The organism is Faecalibacterium sp. I3-3-33, assembly GCF_023347295.1.
Taxonomy (GTDB): domain Bacteria; phylum Bacillota; class Clostridia; order Oscillospirales; family Ruminococcaceae; genus Faecalibacterium.
Map to the genome: position 1 here is coordinate 1,060,496 of NZ_CP094469.1, position 16,275 is coordinate 1,076,770.

The window sequence follows — 16,275 nt, forward strand, 5'->3', positions numbered from 1 at the left end:
AAGAAAGGAGGTAGAGCAAATGCCGAAAATACAAAAAATCACCGCACTCTATGAGCGTTTGTCAAGAGATGATGATCTTGCTGGCGAATCCAATTCCATCACCAACCAAAAGAAATATCTGGAAGATTACGCCAAAAAGAACGGCTTCAAGAACATCTGCCATTTTACAGATGATGGCTTTTCAGGTGTGAATTTCAATCGTCCCGGCTTTCAATCGCTGATAAAAGAAGTAGAAGCAGGAAATGTTGAAACGCTGATTGTTAAGGACATGAGCCGCTTAGGACGAAATTATCTGCAAGTCGGTTTTTATACGGAAGTTCTGTTCCCACAGAAAAACGTCCGATTCCTTGCAATCAACAACAGCATCGACAGCAACAATGCTTCAGACAATGATTTTGCTCCGTTTTTGAATATTATGAACGAATGGTATGCCAAAGACACGAGCAATAAAATCAAGGCTGTGTTCGATGCCCGGATGAAAGATGGAAAACGTTGCAGCGGCTCTATTCCGTATGGATATAACCGTTTGCCGAACGACAAGCAGACACTTGTTGTTGATCCGGTGGCATCCGAAGTCGTAAAGCGCATTTTTCTTCTTGCGAACGAAGGAAAAAGCCCACGGACAATCGCAGAACTGTTGACAGAGGAAAAAGTCCTGATTCCTGCTGCATACGCAAAGAAATATCACCCGGAGCAGTACAATGGGACAAAGTTCTCCAATCCGTACCTGTGGGGCACCTCCTCCGTAAGAACAATTTTAGGTCGGCAGGAATATCTGGGACACACTGTTTTACGAAAATCTGTAAGCACAAATTTCAAACTTCACAAGAGAAAAGAAACAGACGAAGATGAACAGTATGTTTTCCAGAACACGCATGAACCGATTATACCGCAAGAACTTTGGGATAGTGTTCAGAAACGCAGATGCCGAGTGAATCGTGCTTCTGCTTGGGGAACGCACACCAACCGTTTAAGCGGGTATCTGTATTGTGCCGATTGCGGCAGAAGATTGACCTTGCAAACACACTACAGTAAAAAGGATGGGTCTACTCAATATTCTTATCGTTGTGGTGGATATGCAAGTCGGGTGAATAGCTGCACTGCCCATTCAATCAGTGCCGATAATGTTGAAGCCCTGATATTGGCATCGGTCAAACGCTTTTCGAGATTTGTTCTAAAAGATGAAGAAACCTTCGCTTTGGAACTGCAATCCCTTTGGAAAGAGAAACGTGAAGAAAAGCCGAAGCAGAATCAATCAGAATTGAAACGTTGCCAAAAACGCTATGATGAGCTTTCTGCCCTTATTCGTAGCCTGTACGAAAATCTTATGTCTGGACTGTTGCCCGAACGACAGTACAAGCAGCTGATGGCACAGTATGATAGCGAGCAGGCAGAATTGGAAACGAAAATGGAAACGATGAAATCCGAAATTGCCGAAGATAAATCAAGTTCTGCTGATATTCAGAATTTTATTTCGCTGATTCGCAAGTGCAAAAATCCAACAGAAATCTCCGATTCAATGTTTAACGAACTTGTCGATAAGATCGTTGTTTATGAAGCCGAGGGTACAGGCAACGCCCGCACACAAAAGGTTGACATTTATTTTAACTATGTAGGTCAAGTCGATATTGCTTATACCGAGGAAGAACTTGCCGAATTGAAAGCACAGAAGGAGCAGGAAGAACAGCAGCGCATGGAAAAGCAACGCAAACGTGAAAAAGCCTACCGAGAAAAACGAAAGGCAAAGAAAATCGCTGAAAACGGTGGCGAGATCATTAAAACCAAAACGTGTCCGCACTGCGGGAAGGAGTTTACACCTACGAGCAACCGACAACTTTTCTGTTCAAGAGACTGCTGGAATCAGGCAAGACAGGAGCAAAAGAAAGCCGATAGAGAAGCCGAAAGAGGAAATCATTACTACCGGCAACGTATCTGCGCCGTGTGCGGTCATTCCTACTGGCCTACACACAGCCAGCAGGAATTTTGTTCCGATGAGTGCAGGAGAATTAACCACAACAGGAAAACCTTGGAATTCTATCACAAGAAAAAAGAAAATCCAAAACCTGACCCAGAAGCAGTCCCAACGCCGAAACCAAAGGAGGATAATGCAGCATGACTACCATGAAAAATTCCATCCATGACAACGCCAACGGTCTGGACTACACCCTTGTCAATGACCACTATCTGCCGAACCTGACCGCAGCAGCCCCGACAGAACAGCACCCCACCGGGCGGTGGGGCCGCTTACATAAAAGGTATCTGAAAGAACATCATCCCATCCGGTACAATCAACTGCTCCTGTCCGGGGAACTGGGTAGCTACATTGCCAAGCTGGACAAACAGTCCGAAGAGCAGCTTGCATTGACCGTCCGGCAGATGCAGGAAGCCGAGGGCGTGACCGAAGCCCTGAAAGCTGCCAATCAACTGGAGTGGGTGCGCCGGATGAACAGCATCCGCAACCGTGCCGAGGAAATCATCAAGTCTGAGCTGATTTTTGTATAAGGAGGTGCCCACGATGGCTGTGCTGAAATGGATGCTGAAACTTGCCCTTTTTCCGCTGCTTTTGCTGCTGATTCTGGCGCAGTGGGTGGGCATCTTCCTCACGACCTTCTCCACGATCCTGACGAATCTGCTGGCGGGACTGTTCTTTTTCGTGGCGCTTGCAAGCTGGGTCATGAAGCTGGCAGACGGCGGCGAAGTCCTGAAAATGCTGATTACCGCATTTGTGGTTTTCGTCCTGCCTTACATAGCGATAGCTGCTATCGCAAAAATCTCCTTTTTCGCTGAGGAACTCCGGGATTTTCTCCAATCCTGAGTTCAAGACCGTCCTGCGCAATGCACGGCGGTCTTTTTGTTACATCGGGTCTGCACAAGGCAGACCATTTTTTAATACGGAGGTACAAGCCTATGAAACTGACGTTTGAAGAAAAGAAGCTGCTCTACACCTATGGCTGCGCCAATCTGGAGTTGACCCGCAAGCGGCTGTACGAGATTGCCGGGCTGACGGTTGACCCCAATCAGAACAAGCTGGTGTATGACTTCTACCGGAAGCTGGAGGACGAAACGCTGCATCTGGAACGCTGGTATGACCAGATGTTCTACTTCGTCCGTTCCGAGATGGAGTGCTATGCCGGGATGGAGAAGCTGGCGCAGGACATCGAACGTGATGAGGATTGGGGGCCTGAGATGTTTGAGGAGGACGAAGATGACGAATACACTGATGCCGTGTAAGCTGGAAACCATGATTTACGCTATCGGAGACGGAACTTACAGCGTGTTCACGCTGAATTCCGACTTACAGAAGCAGCTTGCCGACCTTGCTGTTCAGCATCCGAAGATGTGCTGGAATCAAAAAAGTAGTGGCATGGCAGGCCAACAGTATCGGTTAAATTCAGAAGTGAAAATTTATATCTGAGTATTCTTCTCGAAGATGCCGAAGTTGTTTCCGGCATCTTCGTACATAAAATGTAACAATCACCAAATTTGAGCAATCATTTATGTTGAATCTGCTTATATTCTGCCTGTCATTAACGAAAAATTGAAAAAATCCCATTTGTGTGATATACTTTCATAATAATGAATGACAAAGGTGGTGATATATAGTGGCAGTAACATACAAACGATTATTTCACCTGATGATTGACCGAAACATTTCCAACACTGAGCTTATTTCAAAAGCAGGTGTTAGTGCTAATATTTTCACCCGTATGAAAAGAAATCAGTATATCGCATTGGACTCAATTGAAAAAATATGTTCCGTGTTAGACTGCCAAGTTGATGACATCTTGGAGTTTACGTCAGATGGCAGTGATGACCAATCAAAAGGAGATGTAAAAGATGAATGAAGATAAATATGAGCGCACCATAGATGAGCTTGAAACCCATGCCTGCAAATGGTGGCCGAAAGAGGTTCGTGAAGAAGCTCAAAAAATTAGCATTTTACAAGCATTGTTGGATTCGCAAGATAAATTTATCGCTATATTGAAACTTGCAAACAAAGCAGTTCCCTCAAGCCTGTTTAATCTAATCGATGCCGCCGGTTTTTCATACAACCTCTTTTTGAAGCATCTTGTTGTTTTGGTTGACTTTGGCAGCGAACCGCTTCAACGAGTCAACAAAGATTTTCGAGAGCTATTTCCTGATGGAAAATTTGTGTTCGACATTGGAAATGGCCCTTGTGAATATACATTCTCCGCATTGCCTGTTTCTGGTGTTCTGACCAATAAACGCATGAAAATCGACACCTTGGAAAACTTGGCTTCTACTCGTGCAGATGTAAATCTGTGCAAAGATTTGATTATGTTATTGACTTTTGGTGGTGCAGCAGTTGAAGCAAGTAACCGTGCTATTTTCTTTAAGTGTACACCCTATGAATACCTTGGAGATGATACTGAGGTTGAAACTTTCGTCCGGCAAAATTACATTCGCGTAAGTAGAATCATTAGCGGTAAGACTGCTTCTGATCTCGGCAATGTAGCTCAACAGTATGTGGTGGAATATTTAACTACTACTTTAGGCGAGAATTATTGCGTGAAAAGCAACGGTACAATTCCGGGTGTCACTCAAAATGACGGCGATACGTTAACAAACTTTGATGTTGTAGTAGACCGTGTAGATGACCATAGCCGTCACAAGAAGTATGTTGCCATTGAAGTAACTTTCCAAGAAACCACAAATAGTACGATTGAACGTAAAGGCGGTCAGGCTCGTGACAGATTCGAGAAAATCGCTAATAGCCGAAACTACATTGCTTATATTATAGATGGTGCTGGTAATTTTGCAAGAAGAGCCGCTGTAAGGGTACTTTGTGAAAACAGCCATTGTACTGTTGCATATACTCCGGAAGAGTTCCAGTTGCTGACGGAGTTTATTAAGGAGAGAATTGGATGATAAGAACAATTGATTTGTTCGCTGGTGTTGGTGGTATCCGTCTGGGTGCTGAGGCAGCACTAAAAAAACATGGTATTGATTCTAAATGTGTTTTGTCCAGCGAAATCAATGAAAAAGCCTGTGAGACATACCAGCTGAACTTCGGCGAACATCCTTGTGGTGACATCCATGAAATCACTGAGATTGAACCGTTTGACTTTTTGCTTGGTGGTTTTCCGTGTCAACCGTTTTCGTATGCAGGCAAGCGAAAAGGATTTGGTGACACTAGAGGTACGTTGTTTTTTGAAATTGAGCGTATCCTTCAAAAGTACCAGCCAAAAGCTTTTCTTCTCGAAAATGTAAGAGGTTTATATACGCATGATGAAGGGCGTACTTTTGATACTATCATGTCAAAACTCCACGATTTAGGATATGGAACTTATGATATGTTGCTTAATAGTTCCAACTTTGGAGTGCCCCAAAATCGTGTGCGTTTATATATTCTCGGGATTAAAAACGCTACGCCCAAAATGTCACTAAGAACTAATCTGGGCGCGACAGATTCTCATGACTTTAAGCGAAAGTATGAACAAACAAATTTCTTTGAGCTTGGCAATTCTCAGTCCAAACGGATGGTCAGGGATATAATTGAAGAAACTGTTGACGAAAAATATTACTGCTCTAAAACCTTTGAAAATCAGTTGCGGTCTGTTGTTGGCGATGATTTGTCAAGATTAAATGGTTGCCGACTCATTGACTATCGTGGCGGTCAATCTTTGCACTCATGGGAACTCGGAACAAAGGGACATTGTACTCCCCAAGAAATCAAGTTTATGAACCTCCTTATTCAGAATCGTCGAAAACCGATTTTTGGGAAACAGCAGGACGGAAAGAAGCTTAGCCTAGAGCAAATACAGACCTTTTACACTGATAAAGATATTCTGGATGTAATAGAGTCTTTGAAGCAAAAGGGCTACCTGAAAGAAGATAATGGAAGATTTAACCCTGTATGTGGAAATATGTCTTTTGAGGTCTTTAAGTTTCTTGACCCTAATAGCATTTCTATTACGCTAACCTCGTCCGATTCCAATCGTCTTGGCGTTGTTCAAAATAATCGACCGAGGCGAATTACACCGAGGGAGTGTGCAAGACTTCAAGGTTTTCCAGATAGTTTTATTGTAAATCCCACAGATGCTTTTGCATACAAGCAGTTTGGAAACTCCGTTTCCGTTCCAGTGATCGAAGCTGTTGTAAATGATTTTATTGAGCAGAACAAAGACGTGCTGAACTGGAAATAACGTAATTTAATATTTTTGTGGGTTGAGTTTCAGAAAGGAGGTTGGATGTTATGGCAAAATCGATTCCCGCTTTGGTAACGCCAGAGGTTCTTGTTTGGGCGAGAGAATTGGATGCCATTTCTGTTGATGAAATTGCATCTAAAATGAAAATCCCACCTCAAAAAATTGAAGAATGGGAAGATGGAATATCTTACCCGACATTGACTCAGGCAAAAGAACTGGCTAGGCAGTATAGGGTTCCGTTTGTTTACTTCTATCTTCCGGATACGCCTCAAAAGAAGAAGCGACTTAGCAAAGTGGACTATCGTGCTTTTGGAAACATGGGTGTTCAGAGTACAGAATCTCGTGAATTAAGATGGCTCTTAAGGGACATTGAGGATCGCCGAGACTCCATGTTGGATTTGTACGAGGAAATCGGCAAGAAAACGTTGGATTTCCCGATTAAAGTTGATGTGAAAAGCAGCAACGAGGAAATCGCAAAGGTTATTCGAGAACTGCTAAATCTGAATATGACTACCCAAAAGAAGTTTCGCTATCCCGAAAAAGCATTATCCCATTGTGTAGAAGCCCTGGAAAAAAAAGATGTACTTGTATTTCAAGCTGCAAAAATAGAAACGAGTGAAATGCGAGGATTATCTGTTGCGTATGAGCAAATGCCGATAATCGTTCTGAATCGAAAAGACGAACCTTCGGCAAGATTATTTACCCTCTGTCATGAACTTGTTCATATTGTCACCCGTACATCTGGAATTTGCACAGATGTATCTGAAAATTCCACTTCTAATAATGAATTGGAATTACGATGCAATCAAATTGCAGGAATGGTGTTGGTTCCGAAATCGAGTATTGCCAAGCACCCAATTATAAAAGAGATTCAAATCTATGGCTTTGATGATGGACGTGTCGGCAAAATAGCAAAAGACTTTGCGGTAAGTAAGCAAGTTATTCTTCACTGCCTTTGGGAACTCAACATTATCTCTCAGCCGTTTTATTATGAAACGCTTAATCGGTATTCGGATGAGTATAAAGCGTATAAAGCTCAAAAACCCAAAAAAGGTTTTCTTCCGCCAGTCACTGATACTGTGTCACAAGTTGGAAAACTATATGCAAGGACAGTACTCAATGCTTACTACGCAGAGAAGATAACGGCAAGAGATACGTCAAGTTATTTACTAAATCTCAAAGCTAAAAATTTCGGGAAACTGGAAAGGTGGTGCTTCTAGTGGGAGACAAATATGTATTTGATGCTAACATATTTATCAATCTACATCAGAGGCAGCCAAGAGATGTTTATCCTTCTGTATGGAATAAAATTGATGAACTCATGGCGAGTGGAACGATAATATCGAGCCGTGAAGTTTATGATGAGCTAACAAGAAGTGACGATTCGTTATCCGAATGGGCGAAAAGTAGGAAAGAATATTTTTTACCATCGGAAATTTCCATTCAAGAAAAGGTTCGCAAAATTTTATCAGAGCATCGTGGGCTTGTTGAGGGCGGAAAGAAACAAAACAACGCAGATCCTTTTGTAATAGCTCTTGCGCAAGAACAGCACTGCGCATTGGTTACAGAAGAAGTTCGCTCTAATAGTCTTAATGCTCCCAAAATCCCCAATATCTGTGATGCCTATGGGGTTACATGTATCAACTTTGTTGAGTTTACCCGTGAGATGAAACTGACTTTTTAATAGCAATATAGCAGGAAGCAACTTTCGTAGGAGTAGATGCTTCCTGCTTTTTGTATTCCTTACATATACCAATCATAAAAGAGGAGTGTGATGCCATGACCCAACCGAAAACAGACCTAGCCTACCTCCACAACGAAAAAGCCAAAGCAGAGCAGAAGCTGCGCTCTTGCCAGCACCGAGAGAAGATTCTTGAACGCCAGATGTCAGAGCTGAACCGAAAAGAGCGCGTGCATCGTCTTTGCACTCGTGCTGGAATGCTGGAAAGTTTTCTGGTCTGTCCGGGAGAATTGACCGATGATCAGGTGATGGAACTGCTGAAAATCTCGTTCCGCCAGCCTGAAGTCGTGCTGGCACTTGCAAAGATGGTGCATGATGTTCACGAACGCAGCAACGTCCAAAACCCTTTAGAATAAAGGGCGCAATTATACACCGTTCCGGTGAAATTGCGGTCTTGCAGACGGCTCGATGAAATCGAAGCTGGCGTTTGTGCGCCAGCCCGATTCCATCACAAGGAAAACTGCATTTTCCTTGCGCTGCTCCGCAGCTATCCTTTTGCGGCTCCCGCCTAAGACCGAAGCGCACGGCACTCCGTTCCCAAGGCGGCGAGCACAACCGAATATGATTCCAGACCGTTCATCAAGAGCAATCTTGCTGGGCGGTCTTTTTGTTTGGGGGTGATGCCTATTCCGTGTCCGCATTTCAAAATCACCATCGTCAAGCGTAGCCAAGGACAGTCCGCTGTTGCCGGGGCCGCTTATCAGAGCGGTGAACGGCTGTTCAGCGAGTACGACCAGAAAACGAAATTCTACAACAAGAAGAAAGAGCTTGTCCACGCCGAAATCATGCTGCCGTCCCATGCGCCGCCCGGATTTGCAGACCGGGCAACCCTCTGGAACGCCGTGGAAGCTGTGGAGAACCAGTGGAACTCCCAGCTTGCCCGGCGCATCGTGCTGGCATTTCCGGTGGAGGTGCCGAAGGAACAGTATCTCTCCATGATAAAGGAATTTTGTCAGGAGCAGTTTGTTTCCAAAGGCATGATAGCCGACTTTGCCATCCACGACAAAGGCGATGGAAACCCACACGCCCACATTCTGCTGACGATTCGGGCAATGGACGAACATGGCAAGTGGCTCCCGAAAGCCCGCAAGGTTTACGACCTTGACGAGAACGGCGAGCGCATCCAACTCCCATCCGGCAACTGGAAATGCCACAAAGAAAATACGGTGGACTGGAACGACCAGAAGTACGCCGAGGTCTGGCGGCATAGCTGGGAGACTATCACCAACCGCTATCTGGAAGCCGCTGGCAGACCGGAACGTGTTGACCTCCGCTCATTCGAGCGGCAGGGAGTGCAGCAGATTCCGACCGTCCATCTCGGCCCCGCTGCTCACCAGATGGAGAAGCGAGGAATCGAAACCTTTCTCGGAAATCTCAATCGGGATATTCGCACTGCCAACAGCCTGATGCAGTCCATCCGCAGCACCATCCGTGGGCTGCAACGCTGGATCGCAGACCTGGCCGAAAAGAAGCAGATTCTTTTGGATGCACTGGAACAAGCAAAGGAACCCACGCTGTCCAATCTGCTGGTGGACTACTTCAACCTCCGCAATGAGCAGCGCAGCGGGTGGTCGAGTAAGGCGCAGATAAAATGCACAGCCCGTGACCTTTCCGAAGTCATGCAGGCTGTTGACTATCTGAAAGCCCACTCGCTGAACACGGTCGAGGACTTGAACGCTGCAATCAAAGACCTGAACCAGACTGCCGCCCCTCTCCGCAGACAGTTGAAGCAGAACGAGAACCGGATGCGTTCAATTGCTCAAATCAAGGACGCTGCCGCCGTCCATGACAAGCTGAAGCCCATCCATGATACCTTTATCAAGAAGAACTTCAAGCTGATCAAGGACGCTTATGCCGCCCAGCACAAAGAGGAATTGGACGCCTTTAACAAAGCTGTCCGCACCCTGATGAAACTGAACGGCAGCACAACTGTGGATTTTTCGGCATTGGATGCCGAATTTTCGGTGCTGCAATCGGGCAGCGCCGAGCTGCGCAGCCAGCTTGAAGCCCTGCAACCCGACCTGACCGCGCTGAAAAATATCCGCAAGTATATCGACATGGTGCTGAATAAGCAGCAGCTTTCCGCATCGGACGGCAAGACCCCGGAGAAAGAATCTGTGCTGAAGAAGCTGCATGAAGCCAAAGCCACCGCCGCCCCGAAGAGACCGGAGCAGCAGAAGAACACACCGGAACTTTAAGGAGGAAGGAATATGACCTACACGCAAGCCAAAATTGACCGTGCAAACGCCGCCAATCTGGAAGATTTTCTCCGTGCGCAGGGCGAAACGCTGGTGCACAGCGGAAAAGAGTATCGCTGGAAAGCTCACGACAGTCTGACCGTGTGCGGAAACAAATGGTTCCGGCACAGCCAGAGCAAGGGCGGCTATCCGGTCGATTTTGTGATGGAGTTTTACGGCAAGTCCTTCCCTGAAGCGGTGCAGATGCTGACCGGAGAGCCAGGTGAAGCCCAGCCGGAGACTGACCCCGCCCCCTCTCCGGCGTTTCGCTTGCCGCTGCGGAACGTCACCAATGCCAACATCCTGAACTATCTGACGCAGGAACGGAAACTCAGTCCCTCGCTGGTGAACTTCTTCATTGCCGCCGGAGATATTTACGAGGATGCTGCTCACCACAACGTGGTCTTTGTGGGGCGGGATGCAGACGGGCATCCACGCTATGCAAGCAGCCGTGGGATTCGGGAGAAGTTCCGGCAGGATGCAGCCGGCGCAGAAAAGGCATTTGGCTTTGCCCATCGTGGCACCGACAAGCAGTTGCTGGTCTTTGAAGCCCCCATCGACCTGCTGTCTTTCATTGAGCTGTTTCCGAAAAACTGGCAGCAGCACAATTATCTGTCACTGGGCGGTGTGTCTGCAAAGGCATTGCAGCAGTTTCTTTCTGAACGCCCGGACATGGAACGTGCGTTCCTCTGTCTGGATGCCGATAAAGCCGGAGAGGATGCCTGCAAGCGGCTGGCTGCTCTGCTGCCGGACACCGTGAGCGTGACCCGCATTCAGCCCACCAGAAAGGACTGGAACGAAGTTCTTGTCCACCGGGCAGAGATTCCAAACCGGGATTATTTCAAAAGCACCGTTCTGAAAGAGCCGCCGAAAAAGGATTCTGTCAAGATCATCCGCATGAGCGATGTGGAACTAACCCCGGTGGACTGGCTCTGGAAGCCGTATCTTCCCTTTGGAAAGCTGAGTGTGCTGCAAGGAAATCCCGGTGAGGGCAAGACCTATTTTGCTATGCACCTTGCCGCCGCCTGCACCAACGGAAAGCTGATGCCCAACATGGAACGTCTGGAACCGTTCAACGTGATCTATCAGACCGCCGAGGACGGTCTGGGCGATACGGTCAAGCCCCGCCTGATCGAAGCGGGTGCAGACCTTGACCGTGTGCTTGTCATTGACGACAGCGATGTGCAGTTGACGCTTTCGGACGAACGAATTGAAAAAGCCATCATCGAGAACAACGCCCGATTGGTCATCATCGACCCGATCCAGGCGTATCTCGGTGCCGATGTGGACATGAACCGGGCGAACGAAGTCCGGCCCATCTTCATGCGGCTGGGACAGGTAGCGCAGCGAACAGGCTGCGCTATTTTGCTGATTGGGCACCTGAACAAAGCAGCCGGGATGCAGAGCCTGCAACGTGGTCTCGGCTCCATCGACATTGCCGCCGCTGTGCGCAGCGTCATGTTCATCGGCAAGCTGAAGCACGACCCGACTATGCGAATCCTGACCCATGAGAAAAGTTCGCTTGCCCCGCCGGGTGCATCGCTGGCGTTCTCGCTGGGCGATGAAAGTGGATTCCACTGGGTCGGCGAGTACGACATCACCGCTGACGAAATGCTGTCCGGCATCGAGCCGCAGCGTGAAACCAAGACCCAGCAAGCCAAAGACCTGATCTGCACCCTGCTTGCCGGAGGAAAGCAGGTGCTCAGCGAGAACATCGACAAGGCGGCTCTGGAAAGGGGCATCCCCGGCAGAACTGTCCGGGATGCCAAACGGGAACTGGGCGATGCCCTGAAAAGCAAGATTGTGGAAGGCCGCAAAAAGGTCTTTTGGATGGAATAAGCCATTTGGTTGGCAGAAAATTTTGGCTGGCAAGAACTTCATGGTACACCCACAGTTGCCAGTCTGCCAGTCAAATTCAAAAAGTGACGATAAAAGGAGAAATCAAATGGAGAATCAGAATTCGAGTTATTCGGTGCAGATTGGCAAAACCACCTTTATTGTGTGCGTGAAGCAGTCCGAAACCGCCAAAAAGCCGATTGAAAAGATGTTCAAGGATATGTGCAGACATGAGGTCACAAGGGCCTTCCTTGCGGACAACCTGATGAATTTAGAAAAATTACCGAAAACCTCTTGACGAAGTCCAGCCCGAGGGTACCGGCTACCGTGCCCGCACCCGGTTCGCCAAGTTTTTCAACCTCCCGGAGTTAATGTCCATGTTCAAGGAGGTTGCGGACATTAAAACCAGCGACCAGCTCCACTTGCCTGTGCCGGAAGCGAAGTTTGAAACGGTGGTGGCAAAACCGTCCGAAATTCAAAAGGAAATGGTGCAGGAACTGAGCAAACGTGCGGCAGAAATCCACTCCGGCACGGTGGATGCGTCCGTGGACAATATGCTCTGCGTCACCAATGATGGTAGAAAGATCGGTCTGGATGTGCGCCTGATGAACCCCATGCTGCCGGACGACCCCAACAGCAAATTGAACGTCTGTGTGCAGAACGTGCTGAAGATCTGGGAGGAGGGCAAGGACCAGAAGCTGACCCAGCTTTTGTTCTGCGACCTCTCCACACCCAAAAACGATGGCAATTTCAACGTCTATGAGGACATTCGCAAAAAGCTGGTTGCTGCCGGTGTGCCGGAAAACGAAATCGAGTTTATCCACAACGCAGATACCGAAGCAAAAAAGGCGGCATTGTTCTCCAAAGTGCGCTCCGGCGATGTGCGAGTTTTGCTCGGAAGCACGGCGAAAATGGGAGCGGGCACCAACGTCCAGTCCCGACTTGTGGCGGTGCATCATCTGGATGTTGGCTGGAAGCCCAGCGACATGACCCAGCGCAATGGTCGCATCATCCGGCAGGGCAATATGAATAAGGAAGTCAAGGTGTTCAATTACGTTACGGAAGGGACATTTGACTCGTATTTGTATCAGACTTTGGAGAATAAACAGCGATTTATCTCGCAAATTATGACCAGTAAATCCCCCGTGCGCTCCTGTGAGGATGTGGACGAACAGGCACTTTCTTATGCAGAGATCAAGGCACTGTGTGCCGGAAATCCGCTCATCAAGGAGAAGATGGATTTGGATGTGCAGGTTGCAAAGCTGAAGGTGCTGAAAGCTGACCACCAGAGCCAGAAATTCCGGCTGCAAGACAAATTGCTGACCAAGTTTCCGGCTGACATTCAGGAAACGAACGCTCACATTGCCGGGCTGAAAGCGGACGCACAGCTTGCCGCCGCCCATCCGCAGGGCAAGGAGGAGTTCTGCGGCATGGTCATCAAGGGCGTTGCCTACGGCGAGAAAAAGACCGCCGGTGAGCGGCTGGTGCTTGCCTGTTCCGAGCTGCCCAACGCCGAGGAAAAAGTGATCGGCAGCTACCGGGGCTTTGAACTGTCCCTGCGGTTCGATGCTTTCCGAACGGAATATCAGGCACTTTTGAAAGGGCAGCGGAAGTACACGGTGCCCTTGGGCACCGACCCGCTGGGCAACATTATCCGTCTGGATAACTCCCTGAACAACTTCCCGGAGCGCATCACCGCCGCAGAAAACGAACTGGACACCCTGCATCAGCAGCAGGCGGCGGCGCAAATCGAGGTGGAAAAGCCCTTCCCACAGGAGGAAGAACTGGCAGAAAAATCCGCACGGCTTGCGGAACTGAACGCTCAGTTGGATGTGGACGAAAAGAGCCATGAGCCGGAACAGGACGAGGAAGAACAGGAGAATGTCTCTCGCCGCCCCTCGGTGCTGGCGGCTCTGGATGAGAAAAAAGATGAAGCTGAACCTGTCCGTCCGTTCAAAAGCTATCTGGACAAGGACGGTGATGCCCGGTGAGGGAAAAGCGGGACGAAATCATCATCCTGAGAACCACAAAAGCCGAGAAGAACCGCATTTATGAAAAGATGCTGGGCATGGGCATCCGCAGTCTGAGTGCCTATATCCGCAAGATGGCACTGGATGGTTACTGCTTGCATCTGGACTTGAAAGAACTGCGCCGCATGGCGTATCTGCTTCAAATGTGCAGCAACAACCTGAACCAGTACGCCAAAGCCGCCAATGAAAACGGTCGGGTCTACGCCGCCGACATGGAGGACCTGCGGCAGCGGCTGGATGAGCTGATCGAGATTGGTCGGCAGATTCTTTCCCGGCTGGCAGAACTCTAAAATTTTCCCCGCAGTTGGAGGACTGCGGGGATACATAAGGGGCAACACCATTGACAGGCTCATGCGCTATCCATATACTGAAAGCAGAAAGGCGGTGTCAATATGAAATTCGTAGCAAAAGCTCTCCTGTTTCCTGTGGTTCTCCTGAGTGCATTTCTGGTGCTGATGCTGAAATGGACGCTGAACCTGTCGGCGTTTGTGCTGACACTGCCCATGCTGTATATTTTCGGCTGCGGTCTGTATACCCTGTACTGCCGGGAGTGGCTGCAGTTTTTGATTTTGCTGGTGGCAGAGTTTGGCTGCTTCCTGCTCCTCACCGCCGGAACGGTCATTGTAGAAGCCGTGGAATGGTTCAGCGGCTGGATTGCAGAATTATAAAATTTTTATGCCGCCACTGTGCGGCATTTTCTTTTTGCCGGGAGGTGGTCAAACTGGCTGCAACAAGATTGATTGCACTGCACAAAAACAAGGGAAAATCCGTTGCGGCCTGCCTGAAAAGCCGCACGGATTACGCCCAGAACCCGGACAAGACACAGCAGGGCGAACTGGTCAGCAGTTACGAATGCAGTCCCCTGACCGTGGATGAAGAATTTATGCTCTCCAAACGCCAATACGAACTTGCCACCGGTCGCAGGCAGAAAAGTGATGTGATTGCCTATCAGATTCGGCAGTCGTTCAAGCCCGGAGAGATCACCGCCGAGGAAGCCAACAAGGTGGGCTACGAACTGGCAATGCGTTTCACAAAAGGCAAGTATGCGTTTATCGTTGCCACCCACACGGACCGGGAGCATATCCACAACCACATTATTTATAACTCCACTGCGCTGGACAGCACCCGGAAATTCCGGGATTTTTTATTGTCCGGGCTGGCCGTACAGCGATTGAGCGATTTGATTTGTCTGGAACATCAGCTGTCTGTTATTGAAATCAAGCCGTACCGGGAGCGGCAGAAGCGCACTCTTTATCCACCCAAAGAAAGCAATCGTGACAAGTTGTGTTCTGTAATCGACGGCATCCTGCTGAACGAGAAACCTGCAAGTTTCGAGGGCTTCCTTCAAAAGCTGGAACAGCAGGGCTACAAAATCAAACGGGGAAAGTACACTTCGGTCAAAGGAACACGGCAGAAACGCTTTATCCGTTTTCGGACACTGGGCGCAGGATACAGTGAAGATGAAATCAAGGCGGTCATTGCCGGAGAAGCCGAACACCGCCTGCATCAGAAGCAGCCACCGAAAGAGCAGCCGTTCCACCTGTTGGTGGACATTCAGGCAAAGCTCTCCGAGGGCAAAAGCGAAGGCTATGCACGGTGGGCGAAACGCTACAATTTGAAAGAGATGTCCAAGACCCTGATTTTTTTGCAGAAAAATAAAATCGGCAGCATCGAAGAAATGCAGGAGCGTGTGGATGCCGCTACTGCTCACTATCACGAACTGGGCGATTCCATCAAGGCCGCAGAGCAACGCATGGCAGAGATTGCTGTCCTGCGGACGCACATCGTCAACTACGCTAGGACACGACCTGTGTATGATGCCTACCGTAAGTCTGGGTACAGCAAAAAGTTTTTGGAAGAACACCGGGAACAAATCACGCTGCACAAAGCGGCGAAGGCAGCATTTGATGAATCCAATTTGAGAACGCTTCCCAAGGTCAAAGAGTTAGACGCGGAATATTCCAACCTGCTGACAGAAAAGAAAGCACGCTACCCGGACTATCGAAAAGCGAAAGAAGAAATGCAGGAGCTTCTTCGTGCAAAGAGAAATGTAGAACTGTTCTTTGCAGAGGAAAAGAGCAGCGCAGAAAAAACGAAGTCCCGATAAATGAAGATAGCCTAGGATTCTTCCCTCGTGGAAGAGCCCTAGGCTATCTTTTTTGTTATAAAAGTGTTTAAAACAAACGCGCAGCCTGCATCGGCACGATGCAGAACAAATGGGGTTTGGGCACAGCCCAACAAGCATTTTGCAAAGCAAAATA

Annotated in this window: 17 protein-coding genes; all 17 read left to right on the plus strand. The window is 48.3% G+C overall.

Going from position 1 to position 16,275, the window contains the following annotated elements:
• Positions 1-19 precede the first annotated feature (19 nt).
• Entirely contained in the window at positions 20-2,116 is a 2,097-nt protein-coding gene (locus MTP39_RS05135; protein ID WP_249241697.1) for a recombinase family protein, read from the plus strand.
• Entirely contained in the window at positions 2,113-2,502 is a 390-nt protein-coding gene (locus tag MTP39_RS05140; RefSeq protein WP_249241698.1) for a TnpV protein, read from the plus strand. Before MTP39_RS05135 ends, MTP39_RS05140 begins: the two co-directional genes overlap by 4 nt.
• 13 nt (positions 2,503-2,515) lie before the next feature.
• Positions 2,516-2,815 (plus strand): hypothetical protein, encoded by a 300-nt coding sequence (locus tag MTP39_RS05145; protein ID WP_249241699.1) that lies wholly within the window; start codon positions 2,516-2,518, stop codon positions 2,813-2,815.
• A gap of 92 nt (positions 2,816-2,907) precedes the next feature.
• Positions 2,908-3,231, plus strand: coding sequence for a hypothetical protein (locus MTP39_RS05150; protein WP_249241700.1), 324 nt, complete (start codon positions 2,908-2,910; stop codon positions 3,229-3,231).
• Positions 3,206-3,415, plus strand: coding sequence for a hypothetical protein (locus MTP39_RS05155; RefSeq protein ID WP_249241701.1), 210 nt, complete (start codon positions 3,206-3,208; stop codon positions 3,413-3,415). Before MTP39_RS05150 ends, MTP39_RS05155 begins: the two co-directional genes overlap by 26 nt.
• Before the next feature lie 187 nt (positions 3,416-3,602).
• Positions 3,603-3,845 carry a helix-turn-helix domain-containing protein gene (locus MTP39_RS05160; RefSeq protein WP_158394915.1) on the plus strand — a complete coding sequence of 81 codons (243 nt, stop codon included), beginning with the start codon at positions 3,603-3,605 and terminating at the stop codon, positions 3,843-3,845.
• The gene (locus tag MTP39_RS05165) at positions 3,838-4,890 is read left to right on the plus strand and encodes a hypothetical protein (RefSeq protein WP_249241702.1); all 1,053 of its coding nucleotides are present in this window, start codon (positions 3,838-3,840) and stop codon (positions 4,888-4,890) included. Before MTP39_RS05160 ends, MTP39_RS05165 begins: the two co-directional genes overlap by 8 nt.
• Positions 4,887-6,167: a DNA (cytosine-5-)-methyltransferase gene (gene dcm, locus MTP39_RS05170; protein ID WP_249241703.1), complete on the plus strand. Its 1,281-nt coding sequence runs from the start codon at positions 4,887-4,889 to the stop codon at positions 6,165-6,167. The genes MTP39_RS05165 and dcm overlap by 4 nt, the downstream gene beginning before the upstream one ends.
• A 50-nt stretch (positions 6,168-6,217) precedes the next feature.
• Positions 6,218-7,390 (plus strand): XRE family transcriptional regulator, encoded by a 1,173-nt coding sequence (locus MTP39_RS05175; RefSeq protein WP_249241704.1) that lies wholly within the window; start codon positions 6,218-6,220, stop codon positions 7,388-7,390.
• Positions 7,390-7,854: a DUF4411 family protein gene (locus MTP39_RS05180; protein WP_249241705.1), complete on the plus strand. Its 465-nt coding sequence runs from the start codon at positions 7,390-7,392 to the stop codon at positions 7,852-7,854. The genes MTP39_RS05175 and MTP39_RS05180 overlap by 1 nt, the downstream gene beginning before the upstream one ends.
• A 95-nt stretch (positions 7,855-7,949) precedes the next feature.
• Positions 7,950-8,267, plus strand: coding sequence for a DUF3847 domain-containing protein (locus MTP39_RS05185; RefSeq protein ID WP_249241706.1), 318 nt, complete (start codon positions 7,950-7,952; stop codon positions 8,265-8,267).
• Positions 8,268-8,537: 270 nt separating this feature from the next.
• On the plus strand, positions 8,538-10,109 hold the full coding sequence (mobQ, locus tag MTP39_RS05190; RefSeq protein WP_442899422.1) for a MobQ family relaxase: 1,572 nt from the start codon (positions 8,538-8,540) through the stop codon (positions 10,107-10,109).
• A 12-nt stretch (positions 10,110-10,121) separates the two neighbouring features.
• Positions 10,122-11,987 (plus strand): AAA family ATPase, encoded by a 1,866-nt coding sequence (locus MTP39_RS05195; RefSeq protein WP_249241709.1) that lies wholly within the window; start codon positions 10,122-10,124, stop codon positions 11,985-11,987.
• A 106-nt stretch (positions 11,988-12,093) separates the two neighbouring features.
• Entirely contained in the window at positions 12,094-12,282 is a 189-nt protein-coding gene (locus MTP39_RS05200; protein WP_249241569.1) for a transposon-encoded TnpW family protein, read from the plus strand.
• A 79-nt stretch (positions 12,283-12,361) separates the two neighbouring features.
• Entirely contained in the window at positions 12,362-13,975 is a 1,614-nt protein-coding gene (locus tag MTP39_RS05205) for a helicase C-terminal domain-containing protein (RefSeq protein WP_249241710.1), read from the plus strand.
• Positions 13,972-14,304, plus strand: coding sequence for a plasmid mobilization protein (locus MTP39_RS05210; protein WP_249241711.1), 333 nt, complete (start codon positions 13,972-13,974; stop codon positions 14,302-14,304). The genes MTP39_RS05205 and MTP39_RS05210 overlap by 4 nt, the downstream gene beginning before the upstream one ends.
• Positions 14,305-14,735: 431 nt before the next feature.
• Entirely contained in the window at positions 14,736-16,121 is a 1,386-nt protein-coding gene (locus MTP39_RS05220) for a relaxase/mobilization nuclease domain-containing protein (protein ID WP_249242036.1), read from the plus strand.
• Positions 16,122-16,275 lie beyond the last annotated feature (154 nt).

Bases quoted from the DNA above. Each gene is read 5' to 3' on its own strand.
- MTP39_RS05135 (WP_249241697.1), top strand. From the start codon at position 20: ATGCCGAAAATACAAAAAATCACCGCACTCTATGAGCGTTTGTCAAGA.
- MTP39_RS05140 (WP_249241698.1), top strand. From the start codon at position 2,113: ATGACTACCATGAAAAATTCCATCCATGACAACGCCAACGGTCTGGAC.
- MTP39_RS05145 (WP_249241699.1), top strand. From the start codon at position 2,516: ATGGCTGTGCTGAAATGGATGCTGAAACTTGCCCTTTTTCCGCTGCTT.
- MTP39_RS05150 (WP_249241700.1), top strand. From the start codon at position 2,908: ATGAAACTGACGTTTGAAGAAAAGAAGCTGCTCTACACCTATGGCTGC.
- MTP39_RS05155 (WP_249241701.1), top strand. From the start codon at position 3,206: ATGACGAATACACTGATGCCGTGTAAGCTGGAAACCATGATTTACGCT.
- MTP39_RS05165 (WP_249241702.1), top strand. From the start codon at position 3,838: ATGAATGAAGATAAATATGAGCGCACCATAGATGAGCTTGAAACCCAT.
- dcm (WP_249241703.1), top strand. From the start codon at position 4,887: ATGATAAGAACAATTGATTTGTTCGCTGGTGTTGGTGGTATCCGTCTG.
- MTP39_RS05175 (WP_249241704.1), top strand. From the start codon at position 6,218: ATGGCAAAATCGATTCCCGCTTTGGTAACGCCAGAGGTTCTTGTTTGG.
- MTP39_RS05185 (WP_249241706.1), top strand. From the start codon at position 7,950: ATGACCCAACCGAAAACAGACCTAGCCTACCTCCACAACGAAAAAGCC.
- MTP39_RS05195 (WP_249241709.1), top strand. From the start codon at position 10,122: ATGACCTACACGCAAGCCAAAATTGACCGTGCAAACGCCGCCAATCTG.
- MTP39_RS05200 (WP_249241569.1), top strand. From the start codon at position 12,094: ATGGAGAATCAGAATTCGAGTTATTCGGTGCAGATTGGCAAAACCACC.
- MTP39_RS05205 (WP_249241710.1), top strand. From the start codon at position 12,362: ATGTTCAAGGAGGTTGCGGACATTAAAACCAGCGACCAGCTCCACTTG.